The sequence below is a fragment of the Methylobacterium sp. BI1 genome (assembly GCF_056680125.1).
The window spans coordinates 242,625-262,368 of the sequence record NZ_CM155267.1 but is presented as its reverse complement, the minus strand read 5'-3'; the positions used below and the strand labels follow the sequence as shown (position 1 = coordinate 262,368).

Genomic DNA, 19,744 nt, shown 5'->3' with positions numbered 1-19,744 from the left:
AACCTCGGCCAGGCAACCGCGGCCAAGCCTCCTCGGGCAAGCAACCTCGCCGAGCGGCGGCGAACGCGACGGCCCCGGCCGGCGGAGGGCGGACGCCTCCGGTCGAAACCGACCGGCGCAGTGCTGCGCCCGTCAAACGTGAACCCGGCGCTGAATACCCGGCGGGAACACCGGCTTTTTGGAACTGTTATCGAGTGGACCGGGACGGGGCGGATGTTTTTTCCCCGCCGCTGCCCCCGCGCGTTTCCTCGAACACCAGCGGCGACGCGCCTTTCGCGCCGCGCAAGCCACGGATACCGCCATGCTCATCGAAAGCGGCTCCACCCATGCTGCGAACACCATCGGGATCACCCTGACGATCAACGGCGAGAGCCGGTCGCTCCAGGTCGCTCCCTGGACCACCCTCCTCGACCTCCTGCGCGAGGATCTCGACCTCACCGGCACCAAGAAGGGCTGCGACCACGGCCAGTGCGGCGCCTGCACGGTGCTGGTGAACGGCACGCGCATCAATTCCTGCCTCACCCTGGCGGTGATGAAGGACGGGGCCAGCATCACCACGGTCGAGGGATTGGCCGGGTCGGACGGGCTGCACCCGCTCCAGGCGGCCTTCGTCGAGCACGACGCCTTCCAGTGCGGCTACTGCACGCCCGGCCAGCTCTGCTCGGCGGTGGGCATGCTCTCCGAGGGCCATGCCCACTCCCGGGACGAGATCCGCGAGGCGATGAGCGGCAACATCTGCCGCTGCGGCGCCTACACCAACATCGTCGACGCCATCGAGGACGTGATGCACGCGGGAGCCGCAAAATGAACCGCTTCGATTACGTCCGCCCGACCACCGTCGACGAGGCAGTGCGCGCCATCGCGTCCGGCGCCCAGGCCCGCTTCATCGCCGGCGGGACCAACCTCGTCGACCTGATGAAGTACAATGTCGAGCGGCCCGAGCGCCTCGTCGACATCACCCGGCTGCCCCTGGACCGGATCGAGGCGCGCGACGGCGGCCTCAGCCTCGGCGCCCTGGTGACGAACGCGACCGTGGCCTACGACGACCGGGTCAAGGCACGCTATCCGCTGCTGTCGAGCGCGATCCTGGCCGGCGCCTCGGGCCAGCTGCGCAACGCCGCCACCACCGGCGGCAACCTGCTGCAGCGCACCCGCTGCTATTATTTCTACGACGACGCCACGCCCTGCAACAAGCGCGAGCCCGGCACCGGCTGCGCCGCCATCGGCGGCGTCAACCGCATCCACGCCATCTTCGGGACGAGCCCGTCCTGCATCGCCACGCACCCCTCCGACATGTGCGTGGCCCTGGCCGCCCTGGAGGCCACGGTCCGGGTCGCCGGGCCGGGGGGCGAGCGCACGATCCCCTTCGCGGAGTTCCACCGCCTGCCTGGCGACACGCCGGAGCGGGACGCCAATCTCGCCGCCGACGAGATCGTGCTGTCGGTCGACCTGCCCGACGAGGATTTCGGCGCCCACCACACCTACCTGAAGCTGCGCGACCGGCTCTCCTACGCCTTCGCCCTCGTCTCGGTGGCGGCGGTGATCAAGCTCGACGGCGACACCATCCAGACCGCGCGCTTCGCCCTGGGCGGGGTCGCCCACAAGCCCTGGCGCAACCGGGAGGCCGAGGCCTCGCTCATCGGCAAGCCGGCGACGCCCGAGACCTTCGTGGCGGCCGCCGACATTGTCGTGGCCGAGGCGCAGCCCCAATCCGAGAACGCATTCAAGATCGAACTCGCGCGGCGCGCCATCGCCCGCGGCCTCGCCCAGGCCGCCGCCGGCACGCCCCAGTCGCAGTCCGACAAGCGCATCGCCTGAAGGAACCCCCATGGCCCACAGCATCAGCACCTCAGGCACCGACACCTATGTCGGCACCGCTCAGAGCCGCGTCGACGGCCCGGCCAAGGTCACCGGCCAGGCGAAGTATGCCGGCGAGTTCGCCGCCCCCGACCTGACCCACGGCTACGTGGTCTCGAGCGGCATCGCCCGCGGCCGCATCCTGTCCATCGACACGGCCGCCGCCGAGGCGGTGCCGGGCGTCCTCAAGGTGTTCACCCACGCGAACCGGCCGCGCACGGCCTGGCTCGATTACAATTACCAGGACCAGGTCGCGCCCCCCGGCTCGCCCTTCCGGCCCCTCTACGACGACACGGTGCACTACAGCGGCCAGCCCGTGGCCCTGGTGGTGGCGGAGGATTTCGGCACGGCCCGTTACGCCGCCTCGCTGGTGAAGCTCACCTACGAGGCCGAGGCGCCGACCACGGACCTGCGGACCCTCGAGGACGTGGCCTACGTGCCGCCGAAGAAGCGCTCCGGCATCAAGCCGCCGCCGGCCCCCTGGGGCGATGCGGACGGCGCCTACAAGGCCGCCCCGGTCCAGCTCACCAACCACTACCACATGGCCGTGGAGCACCATAACCCGATGGAGCCCCACGCCTCGACCGTGGTCTGGGAGGGCGACGGCAAGCTCACGGTCTACGACAAGATCCAGGGCGTCTCGAACAGCCTGGGCTACATCACCGGCGTGTTCGGGATGAAGAAGGACGACGTCCACGTCCTGAATCCCTATCTCGGCGGCGGCTTCGGCTCCGGCTTGCGCCCGCAGTACCAGCTCTTCCTCGCCGTGATGGCCGCGCGGGAGCTGGAGCGTTCGGTGCGGGTGACCCTGACCCGCGACCAGATGTTCACCTTCGGCTACCGCCCCGACGTGCGCCAGACCGTCGCCCTCGGGGCCGAGGCCGACGGCGCCCTGACCTCCGTCCGGCACGAGGCGATCTCCGGCACCTCCGGCTTCGAGGATTACCAGGAGGTCGTCGTGAACTGGTCGGGCGTCCTCTACGACTGCCCGAACGTCGCCCTCGACTACCGGCTCGCCAAGATCGACACCTACACCCCCTCCGACATGCGGGCCCCGGGGGCCGTGACCGGCGTGTTCGCCCTCGAGGTCGCGATGGACGAGCTCGCCCACGAGACCGGCCAGGACCCGATCGACCTGCGCCTGCGCAACTACGCCGAGAAGGACCGGACCCAGGACAAGCCGTTCAGCTCCAAGTCCCTGCGGGCGGCCTACGCCCAGGGGGCCGAGCGCTTCGGCTGGTCGACCCGCAACCCGGAGCCGCGCTCGATGAAGGACGGGCGCGAGCTCGTCGGCTGGGGCATGGCCACCGGCATCTGGGAATCGATGATGATGCAGTCGAGCGCCCAGGCGACCCTGACCGCCGACGGCAAGCTCGTGGTCGGCAACCAGACCGGCGACATCGGCACCGGCACCTACACCATCCTGACCCAGATCGCCGCCGACGCGCTCGGCCTGAAGATGTCGGACGTGACGACGAAGCTCGGCGATTCGAAGCTCGCCGACGCGCCGATCGCCGGCGGCTCCTGGACTGCGGCCTCCTCGGGCACGGCGGTGATGAAGGCCTGCCGCGACATCGCCGCCCAGGTCTTCACCCTGGCCCGCGGCCTCGACGATTCGCCGCTGGCCAACGTCGATTTCGAGCGCGCGGTCTTCAAGGACGGGCGCATCGCGGTGGCGGGCGACCCGTCCCGCAGCATCGCCCTCACGGAGGTGATGGCGAAGGGGGGCATGGAGAAGATCGAGGCCACCGGCTCGGCCGGCCCGGATTCCAACCACGCGCAGGACTTCGCCGGCTACACGCACTCGGCCGTCTTCGCCGAGGTGAAGGTCGACGAGGAGCTCGGCGTGGTGCGCGTCACCCGCGTCGTCTCGGCGATCGCGGCGGGCAAGATCCTCAACACCAAGACGGCGCGCAGCCAGATCCTCGGCGGGGTGGTGATGGGTATCGGCTCGGCGCTGGAGGAGGAATCCATGCTCGACCACACCATCGGCCGGTTCATGAACCACAATCTCGGCGAGTACCACGTGCCGGTGAACGCCGACATCCACGACATCGACGTGATCTTCGTGGACGAGGAGGACAAGGCCAACCCGATGGGCGTGAAGGGCCTGGGCGAGATCGGCATCGTCGGCACGGCCGCGGCGGTGGCCAACGCGGTGTTCCACGCCACCGGCAAGCGCATCCGCGAGCTGCCGATCACCATCGACAAGATCATCGGCTGAGCCTGCGCCGCAGGACCCGACGATCGCGCGCCGCGCACCTCCGGGTGCGCGGCGCTTCTTTTTCAGCGCGTGGCGCGTCCGAACAGGCGCTCGGCGAAGGTCGGGCCGGCATCGCTCCGTCCGGCGACCACCACGAGGCGGCGGACCTCGCCGCGGAGATAGGCCTGGAGGAAGCGGTTGTAGTCCTTGAAGGAGACGCAGCCGTTCGAGGCGCCGCTCGGGCCGAGCATGTAGGTGTGGGCCAGGATGCCGTCGCGGCCGTGGATCGCCGCGCTCCCGCCCACCGGGTTGAGGCGGATCGCCCGCACGCCGTGGAACAGGGCCTCGCGCTCGGTGAGGTCGTAGGTGCCCGGCGGGGTCGAGCCGCGCATCCGGCGGTGGACGTGGCGCGGGTTGTCCATGCTCTCGCCGAGGCCGGAATGGGCCTCGAGGCGCTCGCCGCTGGGCAGGGTCACGGTGCGGGCGGTGATGTCGTAGACGGCCGTGCCGGCCCCGACCACCGGGCTGCTCTCGATCACCCGGCGCGGACCCGGATCGAGGCCGGGATCCACGGAGGCGTAGGCGAGGGTGGTGCGCGGCGCGGGCTCGGGCTCGGGACGCGTCCCGAACACCGTGTCGAAGAACGAGCGCTCGGCCGCCGCGTCGGCGCTGGCGCGGGCGACCTGGGTCCGGCGGGTGGCGAGCGAGCGCAGGGCGGGCGCCGCGCGGAGCGCCAGGCGCGCCGGCTCGGCCTGGGCCACGAGGCCGGCCGGGCGCGACACCGGCAGCGGGATGGTCTGGGGCAGCGCCTGCGCGGTCCGGACCGGGCCGGCGGCCGGGGTGGCCGGGGCGGGCGCGGGGCGCGGGGCCGCCATCGCCAGCATCGTCCGCGCCGCCCCCGCGGGGGGCACCAGGGCGGCGCTGAGCGGGACGCCTTGCGCGAGACCGCGGGTCGCCGGACCGAGGACCGGGGTCGGATCGAGCATCCACGCATAGGCGCTCGGCGCCGTCGCGGTCGCCAGGACCGGCCGTGCCGGGCCGGCCGGGACGGGGGCGTCCGGGGCGGTCAGGTGCGGGAAGGCGGCGCAGAGGAGCGCCACGGCGGAGGTCCGCAGGAGCATCGGCCCGTGGAGCCGGCGACGACGGAGGAGGCGGCGGCTGGACGGGTACACAGCGTCGTTCATGCGGGCGAACTCGGATACGCAGTTCCCGAACTGGCACAGCCCCATCTCTGCCGACCTCAAGAAAAGGTTAAGCGAAGAGGCGGGTTGCGAAAGGTGCCTGTTAGGAAAACATCAACCTTAACTGACCCTATTCAGCAGCAACTTGGTTAATCGCGGATAAACCGCGGCGCATTGTGTGGAGAAATCTTCCGCTTCGCTGTTCTCCCGTCCCCCGGCAGCCTCCTTCCACGGTCATCGAGGTGGGGGATTGCGATGCGCCGGCCCGCAGGCGCGCCGGAATCCGGTCCGTGCCCTGTGGACCTCGGGGGCAAGCCGGGCCGGACCGGCGAACCACGCGAATTTTATGCGTATCCTGAGCTTTGGGCCGGGCCGGCGGCCGGCTGCAGGGGGATCGTACCCGCCATGGGGTTTCTCATCGTCTTTCTCGGAGCCGGCCTGGGCGGCATGGCCCGGCACGGCGTCGGGCTCGCCGCCCTGCGCTTCGGCACGGCCTTTCCCTACGGCACGATGGGCATCAACATCCTGGGCTCGATTTTGATGGGGGTGCTGGCGGGCTGGTACGCCATGCGCAGCGGCAGCCAGCCGGTGCGGCTGTTCCTCGCCACCGGCGTGCTCGGGGGCTTCACCACCTTCTCGTCCTATGCCCTCGACGGCATCCTCCTCCTGGAGCGCGGCGAAGTGGCCGCCGCCATCATCTACATCCTGGGCTCGGTGGTGCTGGGCCTCGCCGGCCTGCTCCTCGGCCTGATGGTCATGCGGATGGTCCTGTGAGGCCGGCACCGCCCCGATGCTGAGCGCGCTGCTGCACTCCTGGCGGTTCTGGGCCCTGCTCTCGGCCGCCTTCGCCGCGCTGACCGCGATCCTGGCGAAGGTCGGCGTCACCGGCGTGCCCCCGGACGTGGCGACCTTCGTCCGGACCGTGGTGATCCTCGCCCTGACCGGCGCGATCCTGCTCGCCACCGGGCAGGCGCCGGGCCTCGCGGCGATCCCGGGCCGCAGCGTCGGCTTCCTCGTGGCCTCGGGCCTCGCCACCGGCGCCTCCTGGCTCTGCTACTTCCGGGCCCTCGCCCTCGGGGATGCCGCGCGGGTGGCGCCCCTCGACAAGCTCAGCGTCGTCCTCGTGGCGATCCTCGGGGTGATTCTCCTCGGCGAGAGCCTCACCCTGCCGAACTGGATCGGCGTCGCCCTGATCGCGGCCGGGGCCATCCTGGTGGGCTACCGGGGCTGAGAACCGCCCGGCACCGCGCTGTCGCAGGATCAAGCCCCGGCCAGGGCGCTGTTTTTCCCGGCACATGGAATTCTTCCAAATCGAAGACAGTAAATCTTCGGCCGTGCGCAAGATTCAATCGATTCCAATGTTCTGAGAATTGCTTGCCAAGCGCAGACTAAGCTTTCAAACCCTCTCTCAGGAACGCGGATCGCGAGAGGAGAGAGGGATCATGGAACGCACGCTGGACTGGCTGCGCGGCGCCGTGCGGATCGCCTGGTGGGACGGCTCGGCCCTCGACCTGCGTCTGCATCGCTTCACCGATCTCATCGACGCCCTGGCGGGCGCTCCGGAAACGGATCCCGCCCTGGTCCCGGCCCACTGGCGGGAACGCCTGTTCGACCGGACCTCGGGAGGCGCGGCATGAGCGGGCGGGACGAGCGGATGGAGGCCCCGGCCCACCCGGCGCCGGCCTGCGCCGAGCCCGCGTCGCCCGAGGCCCATCTCGACGAGGCCCTGCGCCGCGCCTTCTGGCAGAGCCTCAACCGGGCGCCCCTGCCGGCCCTCACGGCCCTGGAGGTGGCGGCCCGGGTCGTCGGTGCCCTCTATCGCCAGGTCGCCCAGGCCCATGAGGGGCCGCAGGGCTGCCGCTGCGGCTGGGAGCCGGATCCCGATTGCGACCTGATCGTGCTGGAAGCCAACCTCGCCGCCGCCCTGATGCAGCCGCCCGAGCCCGATCTCGCCCGCATGACGCCCCTTGGGCGCGCCTGAGCCGCGACGGTTACGATTCTCTCATACTCCCGGGCCGAACATGGCGCCTGAGCCGAACACGGGTCCCGAGCCGAGCATGGCGGGCGGGAGCCCGATGCCGGCCTCGGGTCAGCGCGCCAGGAGTGTGAGATGGACGGGTTCTATCGCGGCATCGAGACCAGCCTCCTGGCCTTCACGCTCGTCCTCGGGCTCGGCGCCCTGGTCCTGTCGGACCGTGCCCTGCCGCGGCCGGCCGTGACCCAGCTCGCGGTCACCCTGCCGATGATTTCGGTATCGGCGCTGCCCTGAGTGCACATCGGGCCGTAACCGGAATTCCGCTCAAGGATTCCTGATCGGCCGACCCTCTTGACTGCAACCCTTCCGGCCCCTCGCGACTTAACAGTCCAAGACGCAACGCACGCCGTTGCACGATCCTGACATGTTGAGGGCACGTCCATCGAGGGATGTGCGAGCGAGACTTTTCGATGGTAGCGAATCGACTGTGCGTGTCCGCCATCGCGGGCGCTTTCGTCTTGGTGGGAACAGTCCTGACCGGAGCCGGTTTCTCGGGCACCCTGGTCACCGGCGCTGTGGCGGCCCCGGTCGCCAACCAGGGACCGGGCAAGGCCTCGGTGGCGGCGCCCACCGTCACCCCCGTGGTGGCCGTGACCGAATCCGAGGACGAGTCGGTGAATTGCAGCCGCTCGCGCAAGCGCCTCTGGATCGAGGGCGAGGGCTGGATCGTTCGGCGCGTCACTACCTGCCGCTGACGCGGGACCAAGTCCTCCAGATAAACTAGATTCTCCGCGACGGACCCGACCCTGCCCTGCGGCAGGGTTTTTCGTGTCGCGAGGCCCGTCGCCCACCCGCCGAGGCGGCTCCTGGCCCGGTCGGACGCCCGACCTAAGCACTCTTCGACCTCGGAGGCCGCCGGGATTTCGGGAACGACGGATGCTTCCGTCGGTTCTTTCCCGAATCGGCCAGTGTGGGAGTCCGGCGTCGCATGACCCGTCATTCGAAGATCGCGACGTTGAAAGTTTTGCCGCCGAACATCTTGCCGCCGAGCATCTTGCAGCGAAGGGTCGGCCGGCTCCGGGCGGCCGGCCTCGCGGGCGCCCTGGTGCTCTCCGGCCTGGCCGGCACGGCGCAGGGCCAGGATCTCGCCTACGGCGCCTATCCCTATGCCGGCTATGAGACCGGCTATGGCGGGCCGCTGATCCACGGCGATTACGTGGGTGCGCCGCTCACCCGCTTCCCCCGCCCGAGCGAACTTGTGCCCAGCGCCTGGGGCTACGGCACCTACGGCATCCCCACGGTGGCGGGAATCCGCAGCGCCTCCGTCGGCACGCCGACGGTCTATGTCATCGACGGGCCGCCGTCCGCCGTCCGCACCGCGGCCCCGGCACGCGCCCGGGTCCTGACGCGCAACCGGCAGGTGCGCTGGTCGGACGCCGCCGGCGCCGAGGGGCGCCAAGCCCGCGGCGGGCCGTTCCAGGCGGCCGCCCCGGTCGCCGAGACGGGCGGGGGCGCCCGCGTGATTCCGGTTCGGGTTTCGCCGGTTTACGTCTCGCGCCGCTAGGGCGCGCGGCGGAAAGACGTCGGCGCGGGCTTTCGCAAGCGGTTAATCTGTTCGTGCCACTCTCACGTCAAGAACCGTGAAGGTGGTCAGGCCGCGCCATGCATATCGTCCTCGTCGACACCAGTCGGGTCGTCCTCAAGATGATCGCGGCGCTGCTCGAACCCAACGGCCACACCGTCTCGGCCTTCACGGATTCCGCCGAGGCCCTGAACTTCGTGGAGAATACCGGCTCGGTCCGGGTGCTGATCACCAGCCTCGAGGTCCGGCCGCTGGGCGGCCTCGAACTGTGCTGGTCCGCCCGCCTGCTCGCCGAGGCCAATCGCCCCCTCTACGTCATCACCATGTCGTCGGCCCGGAACGCCCGGAACCTGGCCGAGGCCCTCGACAGCGGGGCCGACGACTTCATCGAGAAGCCGCCGGGACCGGAGGAGCTGCACGCCCGCCTGCGGGCCGCCGAGCGCCTCACCACGATGCAGAGCGAACTGATCCGCCTCGCGGACACGGACTCGCTGACGGGCCTGCTCAATCGGCGCGCCTTCCTGCAGAAATCGCGCGATGCGGCCGAGCGCGTGGGCGATCACGGCAAGATGTCGGCCATCCTCCTCGACATCGACCACTTCAAGCGCATCAACGACGAGTACGGCCATGACGTCGGCGATGCGGCGATCCAGGCCGTGTGCCGGGAACTCGCCCTCGATGGCATCGTCGGCCGCCTCGGCGGCGAGGAGTTCGGGATCATCCTGCCCCACCGCTCCGGCACGGAGGCCGAAGGGGTTGCGACCCGCCTGCGGCGGTCGATGGAGGCCCTGCGCATCCGTGGCGGCCGGGTTCCGATCCGCCTCACCTGCAGTTTCGGCGTCAGCGAATGGTCGGAGGGCGACACCATCGAGGGTCTGCTCAAGCGGGCCGACATCGCCCTCTACGAGGCCAAGACGACGGGACGCAACCGCGTCGTCAGCGCCGCTTCCGACCTGGTGCTGGCCCGGGCCGGCTGACCCGGTCCCTGTCCCGAAGCGAGGGTTCGGCCGGCGGCGTCCCTGTGCCGTTGCGAGACGCCCGCATTCCCGATCCGGTCGCGAGAGGCGGCCGTTTACCAAAGTCCCTCCGGCTTTTACCATGTGTCGTGGCCAGTGTTCGGGGGATTCCATCAGAATCCAGACCGAGTCTTTCCCAGTAAAGCCGTGGAACGGAACTTGATCTGAACCTCCCAGGGAACGCCGCGGTGTGTCGCGGTGGAACAATGGGGAGTGTGGCGGCATGACTGACGCCGTGGGAGTTCTGATCGTCGGCGAGCCCCTCGGGCTCGAGCCGGCATTTCGCGCCGTCATCGAGCATGAGCCGCGCCTGCAGACCTTAAGCGAGGGGGAGCTCGCGTCCGGGTCGGACGGGCCGTCGCGCAAGGTCGCCCTGCTGTTCGTCGGCGCCGAGCCCGAGCCGGGCCTTGCCGGCCGGATCGCCGCCCTGAAGGGCCGGGCGCCGGGCCTCGCCGTCCTCGTCGGCTTCGAGGTGCTGCGGGCCGGCCTCCTGACCCGGCTGGTGGATGCGGGTGCCGATGCCTTCATCGCCCGCTCGGCCACGCCGCGCGACATCTGCCAGGCCCTCCTGAGCCTCGCCGCCGGCCCGGCCGAACCGGCCTGGGACGCGGAAATCCCGGCGCCCGCCGACGGCCTGACCCCGCGCGAGGCCGAGATTCTGCGCTTCCTCAGCGCCGGCTTCAGCAACAAGGAGGTGGCCCGCCGCCTGAACCTGAGCGTCCGCACGGTGGAGACCCACCGCCTCAACCTGCGGCGCAAGACCCAGACCGGCCGCCTCAAGGACCTCGTCGCCCTGGCCCGCCACCTCGGCCTCACGCCCGTGGTCGATGCCGCGCCGGTCCGGTCGACGGGCGGCGACCGCCCCCGGGGCCAGCACGCGAGCGAGTCCGTGGCCCGGCTCTGAGCCGGGCCACGACGCCCCCCGGGCGGACAGGACGTTTCTCAAGCAGGCAGGACGCCCCTCAGGCGGGGGTCAGGCTTTCGTTGACGGCGGAGAGGGGACGCTTCGGCTTCTGGGCCACGTCGCCGCCGCGGATGGCCTCCTCCAGCGGCTCCGGACCTTTGCGCAGGAGCTTGGCGAGATAGTAGCTGCCGAAGCCGAAGATGAAGGCGTAGGCGACCAGGAACGCGACCAGCGAGGTCGTCACGGCGTTGACCGTCAGGGGCGAGTGGGCGTCCGCCGTGCGCAGCTGCCCGTAGACGATGTAGGGCTGGCGCCCGATCTCGGCGGTGAACCAGCCGAACAGGACCGCGCCGAAGCCGGACGGCGTCATCAGCATCGCCGCGTTGAGGAACCAGCGGTTCGAGAAGAGCGTGCCCTTCCAGCGCAGGTAGAGGCTCCACAGGCTCAGGCCCAGCATCGCCATGCCGATCGCGACCATGATGCGGAACGAGTAGAACACCGGCCAGACCGGCGGGCGCTGGTCGCGCGGCACATCCTTCAGGCCCGGCACCACGCCGGAGAAGTCGTGGGTGAGGATGAAGCTGCCGAGGCGCGGGATGCCGATCTCGAAGTCGTTCTTCTCCGCCTCCATGTTGGGAATCGCGAAGAGCAGCAGGGGCATGTTGTCCTGCCGGTCCCAGTTCGCCTCGATCGCCGCGAGCTTGGTCGGCTGCAGCTTGAGCACCGCGAGCCCGTGGGTGTCGCCCACGAAGATCTGGATCGGGGTGAAGATCACCGCGAACCACAGGGCCATGGAGAGCGAGAGCCGGGCGCCCGCCACCTTCTCGGCCGGCTCCTTTCGGGCCCGCAGGATCATCCATGCCGACATGCCCGCCACCGCGAAGGCGGTGGTGAGGAAGCAGCCCAGCACCATGTGGGCGTAGCGGATCGGGAAGGACGGGTTGAAGATCACCTTCCACCAGTCGGTGGCGATGGCGCGGCCGTTCTCGACGGTGAAGCCGTCCGGCGTCTGCATCCAGGAATTGGCCGACAGGATCCAGAAGGCCGAGATCAGCGTGCCGATCGCCACCATGCAGGTGGAGACGAAGTGCAGCCGGTCGCCGACCCGGTCCCAGCCGAACAGCATGATTCCGAGGAAGCCCGCCTCCAGGAAGAAGGCCGTGATGACCTCGTACTGGATCAGCGGCCCGAGTACGTTGCCGGTGAAGTCGGAGTAGCGCGACCAGTTGGTGCCGAGCTGGTAGCTCATCACGATGCCGGAGACGACGCCGAGGCCGAACGAGACCGCGAAGACCTTCACCCAGAACCGGTAGAGGTTCCGGTACATCGGGTTGCCGGTCCAGAGCCACTGCGCCTCCAGCCGGGCGAGGAAGCTCGCCAGCCCGATGGTGAAGGCCGGGAAGATGATGTGGAAGGCCATGGTGAAGCCGAACTGGATGCGCGAGAGCAGCAGCGCGTCGACGTCCATGGCTAAACCCTCATGCGGAGCGGGGTCCCCGACGGGAGGGAACCCTGGAACAGCTATAGCGTGAAGACGCCGAAGCTGCACCCGGTTCGCGGCGGGCGACCGGGTCGCAGGGCCCTGCGGTCCGGCGGCTCAGCGCCGCGGCAGCAGGCGGCGCGGGGCGCGGGCCAGGGTCGCCACCCCGAACAGGCCGAGGGCCACCACGCCGGTCAGGCCCGCCACGAGCAGGTCGCGGTCGCGGCTCGTCCAATAGGCGCTGCGCGTGGACTTGGTCCGGTCCGAGAAGCGCCCGTCGATGCCCACAGGGCCCGGCACCGGCGCGAACAGGTTGCCGGCCTTGTCGGGCGCGGGTTCGTCGGTGAGCTGGGCCGACCACATCGTGGCGGCCTTCCTGTCGGCGTAGCCCGGCATTAGCGCCTGGGCGGCGGCCATCATCACCGTGCTGTGGCCGACCCAGACCTCGCGGCTCGGATTCTCGGCCGCCGCGACGATGGCCTCGGCGCAGAGGCGTGGATCGTAGACCGGATCGGGGGCGTACTGGCCGTGGCCGGTGCGGTTGCGGGCCCAGTTGAACTGCGGGGTGTTGACGGCGGGCAGGTAGACCACGCTGAGGGAGACATCCACCTTGTCGTGGATCAGCTCGGAGCGCAGGGCGTCGGTGAAGCCCGAGACCGCGAACTTCGCCGCGCAATAGGGCGCCTGGAGCGGCGCGGCGCGGATGCCGAGGCCCGACGAGACTTGGATGATGGCGCCGCGGTTGCGCGGCTTCATGTGGCGCAGGGCGGCCAGGGTCCCGTAGACCTGGCTGAGATAGGTCGTCTCGGTGACGCGCCGGTACTCCGCGGGCGTGATCCGGTCGGCCGGGTTCACGATGGTCGCCATCGCGTTGTTGACCCAGGCCCGGATCGGCCCGAATTCCCGCTCGATCCGCTCGGCGGCGGCGTCGACCGCCTCCGCATCCGCGACATCGGCCGAGATCGCCAGGACGGGACGGCCATAGGCGATGAGATCCGCCTCCGCGTCGCGCAGGCGATCGGCGTCGCGGGCGATGACCGCCACGGCCCAGCCCCGCCGGGCGAAGAGATGGGCGGTGGCGAGCCCGATTCCGGCGGTTCCCCCGGTGACGACCGCGACCTTCATGATGTTCCTGTTCCCGTTCCACGACAGCCGGTCCAACGGCTCAGGGCAGGGGCCGTTGCCTGAAGGCCCGCGTGCCCAAACGACACGGGGGAAGCGGGGTCGTCATGGCCGATGCCCTCCGCGACGCTCCCTCTCCCCTCCGCGGGAGAGGGTGGCCCGCGAAGCGGGTCGGTTGAGGGGAGCGCCTCATGCGGAGAGGTCGCCCTCTCTCCCGCCCGCTCCGCAGAGGGGGGAGGGGGGAATCCGTCGATGCCAAGCGGTCTTCGAACGTCGAATCAGGCAGCCTGGGAATCAGGCAGCCTGGCCCTGGCCGGATTCCGGTGCCGCCGCACGGGTCATGGACGCCTTCGCGACCCGCTTGCGCGCCGCCGTCCCGCCCTTCTTGACCGCTCCGGCACCCGAGAGATCCCGGCCCTTGCCGTCCTTCACCTCGGCGAGGCGCGCCTGGAGCAGGCCGAGCACGGCAGCCTCCTCGGGCTTCAGGCCGCTGAGGTCGTCGCGCAGTTCGTCCTCCACCGCGTCCTTGATCTGCAGGAGGAGGGCGCCCTCGAGGTAGCAGTCGAGCACCTGGGGGTGGATGTAGCACTTGCGGCAGATGGTCGGCGTGTTGCCGAGCCGGGCGGCGACGCCCTCGATGGCGGCGCGCAGGTTCTTCTTGGCCTTGGCCTCGCTGTCGAAGGCCTCGAATTCCTGCAGCGCCAGGGCGGCCAGTACCGTCCCGGCCCAGGTCCGGAAATCTTTCGCCGTGATGTCCTGGCCGGTGATCTCGCGCAGGTAGGCGTTCACGTCCGCCGAGGTCACGTCGCGCACGGTGCCGTCGGCGTCGCGATACTGGAACAGCTCCTGGCCGGGCAGGTCCTGGCAGGCCTTGACGATGCGGGCGACGCGCCGGTCCTTGAGGCCGAGGTCCCAGGTCTTGCCGCTCTTGCCCTTGAACCGGAAGGTGAGCGCCGAGCCCTCGATCCGGGCGTGCCGGTCGCGCAGCGTCGTCAGGCCGAAGCTCTTGTTGGTGCGGGCGTAATCGTCGTTGCCGACCCGGATCAGCGTGGTCTCCAGGAGGTGGACCACGGTGGCCAGCACCTTCTCGCGCGGGAGGTCGCGCTTGCCCATGTCGGCATCGACCCGGGCGCGGATGGCCGGGAGCGCGTCGGCGAAGGCCATGACGTGCTCGAACTTGGTGAGGTCGCGGGCGGCGCGGAAATCCGGGTGGTAGCGGTACTGCTTGCGCCCCTTCGCGTCGCGGCCCGTCGCCTGGATGTGGCCGTTGGCGCGCGGGCAGATCCAGACGTCGGTATAGGCCGGCGGGATCGCCAGCGACCGGATCCGCGCGAGGGTCTTCGCGTCCCGCACCGGCTGGCCCCGGGCGTCGCGATAGGCGAAGCCCGTCCCGCTCTTCCGGCGCGTCAGCCCCGGCATGGCGTCGTCGACGTAGCGCAGGCCGGCTTCCTCGGCGGCGTCGCGCGGGTCGGCGACCGTGCCCTCTTCGTCGCGCGCCGTGGCCATGCCGGTCCCGTCCCTGCGGTTTCTGGTTTGCCGTCAACGGGGTCGCGCCATGCCCTGTTCCCCCCATGCCCTGTTCCCCCCGTGCCCTGTTCCCCCAATGCCCCGTTCCCCCCAATGCCCCGTTCCGGGCGGGGCGTGCTACAGGCCGTCCCATGGATACCCCCGCTTCCGGCGCCGCGCCCCGCCGCCTCGTCCTCCTCGCCCCCGACGATGCCGGTTTCGCGGCCCGCGACCTCCCCCTCGTCGCGGCGGCCCGGGCCGCCGGGCTGTCCGTCACGGTGGTGACGCGGGTGGACGCCCAGCGCGGGGCGATCGAGGCGGCGGGCGCCCGGGTGGTGCCCTTCGCCCTCGGGACCTCGCGCATCAACCCGATGGCGGCGGGCTACGAGGCGGGCCAGCTCGCCGGCATCCTGAAGGCCCTGGAAGCCGACCTCCTCCACGCCATCGGCCTGCGGGCGATCGTGGTCGGCGGCACGGCGGCGGCCATGTCGGGGATCGCGGCGCGGATCTACCAGCCCGACGACCTCGCGGCCCTGAACGCCCGCACGGACGCCGCCGGGCGCCTGACGCGCTTCGGCCTGCGCCAGGCGCTGCGGGGTCCCCTCGCCACCCGCAGCACCCGATACCTCTGCGCGACCCCGGCCGAGGCCGCCGCCCTGGGGCTCGACCCGGCCGATACGGCCCTGGCGCTGGCGGGTGCGGACGGGCTCGCCGCCGCCGCAGGCACCCTCTACGGCGAGTTCGCCCGGGCATGAAACGGCAGGACGAGCACGCCAGCAGAGGTACGCCCGCATGAGCACGCCCGCATGAGCACGCCCGCATGAGCACGCCCACATGACGCCCTCGGCCGATCCCCGCGCCTTCATCCGGGCCAACACCCGGCTGCGCCCGGTGCCGCACGCGCCCGAGATCGTCCTGCACGTGGCCGACGAGGCCACCGAGCTGTGGCAGAAGACCGAGGACGAACTGGAAGCGATCGGCCTGCCGCCGCCGTTCTGGGCCTTCGCCTGGGCCGGCGGGCAGGCCCTGGCCCGCTACATCCTCGACAATCCCGGCCTCGTGGCGGGGCGCCGGGTGCTCGACTTCGCCTCGGGCTCGGGCCTCGTCGCCATCGCGGCGGCCCGGGCCGGCGCCGTCCACGTCACGGCCAGCGACCTCGACCCCTTCGCGATCCCAGCCATCGGCCTCAACGCGGCGGCCAACGGCGTGGCGGAGCGGATCGAGGCGGTGTCGCGCGACCTGATCGGGTCCGACCCGGGCTCGGCCGTGGTTCTGGCCGCCGACATCTTCTACGAGCAGGACCTCGCCGGGCGGGTCACCGACTGGCTCTCCGGCCTGCACGGGCGCGGCGCCACCGTGCTGGTGGGCGATCCCGGCCGCTCCTACCTGCCCCGCGACCGGCTCACCGAGCTCGCCGCCTACACGGTGCCGGTGAGCCGCTCCCTGGAGGATGCCGAGATCAAGCGCAGCAGCGTCTGGCGCTTCAGCGCCTGAGCCGCGCCCCGCGCGGAGGCCGGCTCAGAACCGGCCGCGGCGCTGCGCGTCGAGGCTCCAGGGGCCGGCGCCGGCGGCGGCGAGGTAGAGGAAGACGAAGCAGAACAGGATCGCGGCATCGCCCCCGTTGAGCGCCGGGAACGGGCTCTTGGGGTGATGGGCGATGAAATACGCGACCGCCATCTGGCCCGAGAGCAGGAACGCCACCGGCCGCGTGAACAGGCCCAGGATGACGAGCGCGCCGCCCAGGGTCTCGAGGATGGCGGCGAACCACAGCAGCGAGAGCATCGCGGGGCCGGCGCCGCCGCCCATCCGCACGGGAAAGCCGAACAGCTTCTGGGTGCCGTGCTCCAGGAAGAGCAGGCCGGCCACGATGCGCAGGACGCTGAGGAGGCGCGGGGCCCAGGTCGTCGAGAGGCTGGCGAGGGACATGGTCGAAGGGTCTCCGGCGGGACGGGCGTGCCGACGGCGCCCGCGCGAGTCCGCCGAGCCATACCGCGCGGCGCCGGACGGAGCGAGCCTCCACGGGCAACGGCGCGGGGATATCGCGCGCCGCCGGACCCGTCACATTCCGTCGTCGAAATCCGGCGGTCCGAGGCGGCGCCAGGCGGCGGCGATGCGCTCGGGCTTGGTGTCGAGAGCCTCCGCGCAGGCGAGGAGCGTCGCCTCGTCACCCATGATATGATCGAGGATGCCCGCCAGGAAGCCGGGATCCTGCGCGCTGGCCCGCAGGGTCTCGGGCGTCGCCCCGGTGGCGTTGAGGAAAGCGAACAGGCGCTCGTCGTCGGTGGCCATCCAGGCGAGGGCCGCCAGGGCCACGCCCTCGGCGGAATCGTCTCCGCTATTGGGTTTGCGTTTCATCAACATGTATCCGCTAATTCTCCTCAGGCGGGGCATGCGTCGAACGACAATGGGCCGTCCACGCACCGGGAACAACGGGCCATGAAGAAGACCGTGCTCATCGTTGAGGACAACGAACTCAATATGAAGCTCTTCAACGACCTGTTGGAGGGCCATGGCTACGCAACCCTCAAGACGGCCAACGGCATCGAGGCGATCGAGCTCGCGCGGGCGCACCGCCCCGACCTGATCCTCATGGACATCCAGCTGCCCGAGGTCTCCGGCCTCGAAGTCACGAAGTGGCTCAAGGAAGACGACGACCTCAAAGCCATCCCGGTGATCGCGATCACGGCCTTCGCCATGAAGGGCGACGAGGAGCGTATCCGCGAGGGCGGCTGCGAAGCCTACCTGTCGAAACCGATCTCGGTGGCGAAGTTCCTCGCCACCGTCCGCCAGTATCTCGGCGACGCCAGGACTGCCTGACCCGCCCACCGCGCTCATAGCCTTCCCGATGGCCCGAAGTACGACCCTGCGCGAGGACCGATGTCGGCCCGAATCCTGATCGTCGATGATCTCTTTCCGAACGTGAAGCTCCTGGAGACCAAGCTCTCCATGGAATACTTCGACGTTCTGGCGGCGATGAACGGCCCCGACGCACTGACGATCTGCGAGAAGGGTCTCTGCGACCTCGTCCTCCTCGACGTGATGATGCCCGGCATGGACGGGTTCGAGGTCTGCCGCCGGCTCAAGAGCAACCCCAACACGGCCCACCTGCCCGTCGTGATGGTCACCGCCCTCGACCAGCCCTCCGACCGCCTGCGCGGGCTCGATGCGGGCGCCGACGACTTCCTGACGAAGCCCATCGACGACACGGCCCTGTTCGCCCGCGTGCGCAGCCTCGTGCGCCTCAAGGCGGTGACGGACGAGCTGCGCTCCCGCGCCATGGCCTCGCGGGATTTCGGGATCGGCGACCCCCTGGCCCTCGCCGCCGCCGAGACCGGCCTCAACGCCGCGATCCTCCTCGTCGAGGACCGTCCCGGCTCGGCCGACCGCCTCGCGGCGGCCCTGGGCCAGCACCACACGCTCACGGTCGAGCCCGATCCGCACAAGGCCCTGGTGCTGGCGGCGGAGGGCGCGTTCGACCTGACCCTGGTCAGCCTCGACATCCAGGGGTTCGACGGCCTGCGCCTGTGCAGCCAGCTCCGGTCCCTCGACCGGACCCGCCTGATGCCCGTGATGATGATCGCCGAGGAGCACGACCGGGCCCGGGTGATCCGGGGCCTCGAATTCGGCGTGCACGACTACCTGATGCGGCCCGTGGACCGGAACGAGCTCGTGGCCCGGGTGCGCACCCAGGTGCGCCGCCGCCGCTTCTCGGAGGCCCTGCGGGGCGCCGTCCAGGCCTCGATGGAACTCGCGGTCACCGACGGCCTCACCGGCCTTCACAACCGGCGCTACCTCGACAGCCACCTCGGCGCGCTGTTCGGCGAGGCGGCCCTGCGCAACCGGCCGGTGGCGGCGCTGATGCTCGACATCGACCGCTTCAAGTCGATCAACGACACCTACGGCCACGAGGCCGGCGACGAGGTGCTCAAGGCCTTCGCCGAGCGCATCCGCACCCATACCCGCGGCATCGACATCGTGGCCCGCTACGGGGGCGAGGAGATCGTCATCATCCTGCCGGACGCCGAGGCCGAGGGGGCCTACGCCATCGCCGAGCGCATCCGCGAGCGGATCGAGGCGGTGCCGTTCTCGATCCAGCGCGACACCCGCACGGTGCCGGTGACGGTCTCCATCGGCGTGGCCTGGCGCCGGGCCGAGGATGCCGGGCCGGCCGACATGCTCAAGCGGGCCGACCTCGCCCTGTACCGGGCCAAGAGCACCGGCCGGAACCGCGTCGAGGCGGCGGCGGCCTGAAAGCCTGCCTACTGCAGCTGGTGGCCCTTCTTGGCCATCTCGGCGCGCACCCGCACCATGATGTATTCCGAGACGTCCTGGGTCCAGGTCTGCATGGCCTGGACCATCTCGTCGAGCACCTGCGGCTGGGTCTCGACGTAGCGCTTGCCGGCGGGCGAGCGGAAGAAGGTCGCGATCTCGTTCAGCTCGGCCTCGGACAGGCGCGAGGCGTAGATCCGGGCCGCGGTGTCGATCATCGCCTGCTTCTGCAGCTCCATCTCGGGCTCGAGGGAGGCCAGCACGGTATCGAGGTCCTTGGTCAGCTCGGGCCGGGTCACGGCGCCCTGACGGATGCGCTCGCTGAAGGCCGGGATGATCGAGTCGAACGACCGGGCGATGCCGGAATTCAGCATGACCTCGCGGGCGAGGGCGAGGTGGTTCGCCGAGTAGGCCGGGGTCTGGGCGGCGGGGGTGCTCGGCGCCGGCGCGGCGGCGGGCGGCTTGGCGCCGGGCTTGGCCGCCGGCGGCTTCTGGGCGGGGGTTTGGGCCAGGGCGCCGGGGGCGCCGGCGAGGATGAGGGCGCCCAGGGGGGCGCCGGCGAGGACGAGGGCGGCCAGGGCGGCGAGGCGGCGGGACATGGCGGACGCTCCGGGAGGGGTTCGGCGAAGGGGAAGACGGGAAGGGCGAG

General features: G+C 70.8%; 23 protein-coding genes. 16 read left to right on the top strand and 7 right to left on the bottom strand.

The features are described from left to right. Positions 1–301 precede the first annotated feature (301 nt). Genes AC1MGR_RS01290 through AC1MGR_RS01280 form a run of 3 tightly spaced genes read left to right on the top strand, consistent with a single transcriptional unit; the run spans position 302 to position 4,081 of the window. Positions 302–808, top strand: coding sequence for a (2Fe-2S)-binding protein (locus tag AC1MGR_RS01290; protein ID WP_108035655.1), 507 nt, complete (start codon positions 302–304; stop codon positions 806–808). Further along, entirely contained in the window at positions 805–1,818 is a 1,014-nt protein-coding gene (locus AC1MGR_RS01285) for an FAD binding domain-containing protein (RefSeq protein WP_480233401.1), read from the top strand. The genes AC1MGR_RS01290 and AC1MGR_RS01285 overlap by 4 nt, the downstream gene beginning before the upstream one ends. A 10-nt stretch (positions 1,819–1,828) precedes the next feature. Beyond that, entirely contained in the window at positions 1,829–4,081 is a 2,253-nt protein-coding gene (locus AC1MGR_RS01280; protein WP_108035653.1) for a xanthine dehydrogenase family protein molybdopterin-binding subunit, read from the top strand. A gap of 62 nt (positions 4,082–4,143) precedes the next feature. Here the strand turns inward: AC1MGR_RS01280 and AC1MGR_RS01275 are convergent, their stop codons facing one another. Then, positions 4,144–5,244 carry a DUF2778 domain-containing protein gene (locus AC1MGR_RS01275; protein WP_480233400.1) on the bottom strand — a complete coding sequence of 367 codons (1,101 nt, stop codon included), beginning with the start codon at positions 5,242–5,244 and terminating at the stop codon, positions 4,144–4,146. 402 nt (positions 5,245–5,646) lie between these two features. On the opposite strand from AC1MGR_RS01275, the gene crcB reads away from it, so the two are divergent. From crcB to AC1MGR_RS01230, 9 genes are all read left to right on the top strand, one after another. Next, positions 5,647–6,015: a fluoride efflux transporter CrcB gene (crcB, locus tag AC1MGR_RS01270; protein ID WP_108035652.1), complete on the top strand. Its 369-nt coding sequence runs from the start codon at positions 5,647–5,649 to the stop codon at positions 6,013–6,015. Positions 6,016–6,034: 19 nt separating this feature from the next. Further along, positions 6,035–6,472: an EamA family transporter gene (locus AC1MGR_RS01265; RefSeq protein WP_480234898.1), complete on the top strand. Its 438-nt coding sequence runs from the start codon at positions 6,035–6,037 to the stop codon at positions 6,470–6,472. 211 nt (positions 6,473–6,683) lie between these two features. After that, entirely contained in the window at positions 6,684–6,878 is a 195-nt protein-coding gene (locus tag AC1MGR_RS01260) for a hypothetical protein (RefSeq protein ID WP_108035651.1), read from the top strand. Then, positions 6,875–7,222, top strand: coding sequence for a hypothetical protein (locus AC1MGR_RS01255; protein ID WP_480233399.1), 348 nt, complete (start codon positions 6,875–6,877; stop codon positions 7,220–7,222). The genes AC1MGR_RS01260 and AC1MGR_RS01255 overlap by 4 nt, the downstream gene beginning before the upstream one ends. A 129-nt stretch (positions 7,223–7,351) precedes the next feature. Continuing rightward, a complete protein-coding gene (locus AC1MGR_RS01250; RefSeq protein WP_181259640.1) occupies positions 7,352–7,510 on the top strand; it encodes a hypothetical protein in 159 nt (52 codons plus the stop codon). Between the two features lie 176 nt (positions 7,511–7,686). Further along, positions 7,687–7,971 carry a hypothetical protein gene (locus tag AC1MGR_RS01245; protein ID WP_480233398.1) on the top strand — a complete coding sequence of 95 codons (285 nt, stop codon included), beginning with the start codon at positions 7,687–7,689 and terminating at the stop codon, positions 7,969–7,971. 233 nt (positions 7,972–8,204) lie between these two features. Next, positions 8,205–8,780: a hypothetical protein gene (locus AC1MGR_RS01240; RefSeq protein ID WP_480233397.1), complete on the top strand. Its 576-nt coding sequence runs from the start codon at positions 8,205–8,207 to the stop codon at positions 8,778–8,780. A 98-nt stretch (positions 8,781–8,878) separates the two neighbouring features. Beyond that, complete coding sequence (locus AC1MGR_RS01235) at positions 8,879–9,775, top strand: diguanylate cyclase domain-containing protein (RefSeq protein ID WP_108035649.1); 897 nt, start codon at positions 8,879–8,881, stop codon at positions 9,773–9,775. Positions 9,776–10,037: 262 nt separating this feature from the next. Beyond that, a complete protein-coding gene (locus AC1MGR_RS01230; protein WP_480233396.1) occupies positions 10,038–10,718 on the top strand; it encodes a LuxR C-terminal-related transcriptional regulator in 681 nt (226 codons plus the stop codon). Positions 10,719–10,776: 58 nt separating this feature from the next. Here the strand turns inward: AC1MGR_RS01230 and AC1MGR_RS01225 are convergent, their stop codons facing one another. From AC1MGR_RS01225 to AC1MGR_RS01215, 3 genes are all read right to left on the bottom strand, one after another. Then, positions 10,777–12,186, bottom strand: a complete 1,410-nt coding sequence (locus AC1MGR_RS01225) for a cytochrome ubiquinol oxidase subunit I (protein WP_480233395.1) — start codon at positions 12,184–12,186, stop codon at positions 10,777–10,779. Between the two features lie 129 nt (positions 12,187–12,315). Beyond that, positions 12,316–13,326, bottom strand: a complete 1,011-nt coding sequence (locus AC1MGR_RS01220; protein ID WP_480234897.1) for an SDR family oxidoreductase — start codon at positions 13,324–13,326, stop codon at positions 12,316–12,318. A gap of 288 nt (positions 13,327–13,614) precedes the next feature. After that, a complete protein-coding gene (locus AC1MGR_RS01215; RefSeq protein ID WP_108035645.1) occupies positions 13,615–14,826 on the bottom strand; it encodes a DNA topoisomerase IB in 1,212 nt (403 codons plus the stop codon). 152 nt (positions 14,827–14,978) lie between these two features. Here AC1MGR_RS01215 and AC1MGR_RS01210 point away from each other — a divergent pair, with 152 nt between their 5' ends. Continuing rightward, on the top strand, positions 14,979–15,581 hold the full coding sequence (locus AC1MGR_RS01210) for a hypothetical protein (RefSeq protein ID WP_480233394.1): 603 nt from the start codon (positions 14,979–14,981) through the stop codon (positions 15,579–15,581). Between the two features lie 79 nt (positions 15,582–15,660). Continuing rightward, the gene (locus tag AC1MGR_RS01205) at positions 15,661–16,320 is read left to right on the top strand and encodes a class I SAM-dependent methyltransferase (protein ID WP_480233393.1); all 660 of its coding nucleotides are present in this window, start codon (positions 15,661–15,663) and stop codon (positions 16,318–16,320) included. 24 nt (positions 16,321–16,344) lie between these two features. Here the strand turns inward: AC1MGR_RS01205 and AC1MGR_RS01200 are convergent, their stop codons facing one another. Beyond that, positions 16,345–16,752 (bottom strand): DoxX family protein, encoded by a 408-nt coding sequence (locus AC1MGR_RS01200; RefSeq protein ID WP_480233392.1) that lies wholly within the window; start codon positions 16,750–16,752, stop codon positions 16,345–16,347. A gap of 132 nt (positions 16,753–16,884) precedes the next feature. Continuing rightward, positions 16,885–17,181 (bottom strand): DUF3572 domain-containing protein, encoded by a 297-nt coding sequence (locus tag AC1MGR_RS01195; RefSeq protein ID WP_108035641.1) that lies wholly within the window; start codon positions 17,179–17,181, stop codon positions 16,885–16,887. 81 nt (positions 17,182–17,262) lie between these two features. On the opposite strand from AC1MGR_RS01195, the gene AC1MGR_RS01190 reads away from it, so the two are divergent. Continuing rightward, on the top strand, positions 17,263–17,643 hold the full coding sequence (locus AC1MGR_RS01190) for a response regulator (RefSeq protein WP_055946254.1): 381 nt from the start codon (positions 17,263–17,265) through the stop codon (positions 17,641–17,643). Between the two features lie 60 nt (positions 17,644–17,703). Then, positions 17,704–19,077 (top strand): PleD family two-component system response regulator, encoded by a 1,374-nt coding sequence (locus tag AC1MGR_RS01185; RefSeq protein ID WP_480233391.1) that lies wholly within the window; start codon positions 17,704–17,706, stop codon positions 19,075–19,077. 8 nt (positions 19,078–19,085) lie between these two features. Here AC1MGR_RS01185 and AC1MGR_RS01180 read toward each other — a convergent pair whose 3' ends face one another. Beyond that, positions 19,086–19,694 carry a DUF2059 domain-containing protein gene (locus AC1MGR_RS01180; RefSeq protein ID WP_108035639.1) on the bottom strand — a complete coding sequence of 203 codons (609 nt, stop codon included), beginning with the start codon at positions 19,692–19,694 and terminating at the stop codon, positions 19,086–19,088. Positions 19,695–19,744: the final 50 nt, after the last annotated feature.

Excerpts from the sequence above, each read along its gene's own strand:
- AC1MGR_RS01225 (WP_480233395.1), bottom strand. The coding sequence starts at position 12,186 with ATGGACGTCGACGCGCTGCTGCTCTCGCGCATCCAGTTCGGCTTCACC.
- crcB (WP_108035652.1), top strand. The coding sequence starts at position 5,647 with ATGGGGTTTCTCATCGTCTTTCTCGGAGCCGGCCTGGGCGGCATGGCC.
- AC1MGR_RS01290 (WP_108035655.1), top strand. The coding sequence starts at position 302 with ATGCTCATCGAAAGCGGCTCCACCCATGCTGCGAACACCATCGGGATC.
- AC1MGR_RS01285 (WP_480233401.1), top strand. The coding sequence starts at position 805 with ATGAACCGCTTCGATTACGTCCGCCCGACCACCGTCGACGAGGCAGTG.
- AC1MGR_RS01235 (WP_108035649.1), top strand. The coding sequence starts at position 8,879 with ATGCATATCGTCCTCGTCGACACCAGTCGGGTCGTCCTCAAGATGATC.
- AC1MGR_RS01200 (WP_480233392.1), bottom strand. The coding sequence starts at position 16,752 with ATGTCCCTCGCCAGCCTCTCGACGACCTGGGCCCCGCGCCTCCTCAGC.
- AC1MGR_RS01240 (WP_480233397.1), top strand. The coding sequence starts at position 8,205 with ATGACCCGTCATTCGAAGATCGCGACGTTGAAAGTTTTGCCGCCGAAC.
- AC1MGR_RS01210 (WP_480233394.1), top strand. The coding sequence starts at position 14,979 with ATGGATACCCCCGCTTCCGGCGCCGCGCCCCGCCGCCTCGTCCTCCTC.
- AC1MGR_RS01260 (WP_108035651.1), top strand. The coding sequence starts at position 6,684 with ATGGAACGCACGCTGGACTGGCTGCGCGGCGCCGTGCGGATCGCCTGG.
- AC1MGR_RS01280 (WP_108035653.1), top strand. The coding sequence starts at position 1,829 with ATGGCCCACAGCATCAGCACCTCAGGCACCGACACCTATGTCGGCACC.
- AC1MGR_RS01195 (WP_108035641.1), bottom strand. The coding sequence starts at position 17,181 with ATGAAACGCAAACCCAATAGCGGAGACGATTCCGCCGAGGGCGTGGCC.
- AC1MGR_RS01205 (WP_480233393.1), top strand. The coding sequence starts at position 15,661 with ATGACGCCCTCGGCCGATCCCCGCGCCTTCATCCGGGCCAACACCCGG.
- AC1MGR_RS01255 (WP_480233399.1), top strand. The coding sequence starts at position 6,875 with ATGAGCGGGCGGGACGAGCGGATGGAGGCCCCGGCCCACCCGGCGCCG.
- AC1MGR_RS01215 (WP_108035645.1), bottom strand. The coding sequence starts at position 14,826 with ATGGCCACGGCGCGCGACGAAGAGGGCACGGTCGCCGACCCGCGCGAC.
- AC1MGR_RS01275 (WP_480233400.1), bottom strand. The coding sequence starts at position 5,244 with ATGAACGACGCTGTGTACCCGTCCAGCCGCCGCCTCCTCCGTCGTCGC.
- AC1MGR_RS01245 (WP_480233398.1), top strand. The coding sequence starts at position 7,687 with ATGGTAGCGAATCGACTGTGCGTGTCCGCCATCGCGGGCGCTTTCGTC.
- AC1MGR_RS01190 (WP_055946254.1), top strand. The coding sequence starts at position 17,263 with ATGAAGAAGACCGTGCTCATCGTTGAGGACAACGAACTCAATATGAAG.
- AC1MGR_RS01250 (WP_181259640.1), top strand. The coding sequence starts at position 7,352 with ATGGACGGGTTCTATCGCGGCATCGAGACCAGCCTCCTGGCCTTCACG.
- AC1MGR_RS01185 (WP_480233391.1), top strand. The coding sequence starts at position 17,704 with ATGTCGGCCCGAATCCTGATCGTCGATGATCTCTTTCCGAACGTGAAG.
- AC1MGR_RS01230 (WP_480233396.1), top strand. The coding sequence starts at position 10,038 with ATGACTGACGCCGTGGGAGTTCTGATCGTCGGCGAGCCCCTCGGGCTC.
- AC1MGR_RS01180 (WP_108035639.1), bottom strand. The coding sequence starts at position 19,694 with ATGTCCCGCCGCCTCGCCGCCCTGGCCGCCCTCGTCCTCGCCGGCGCC.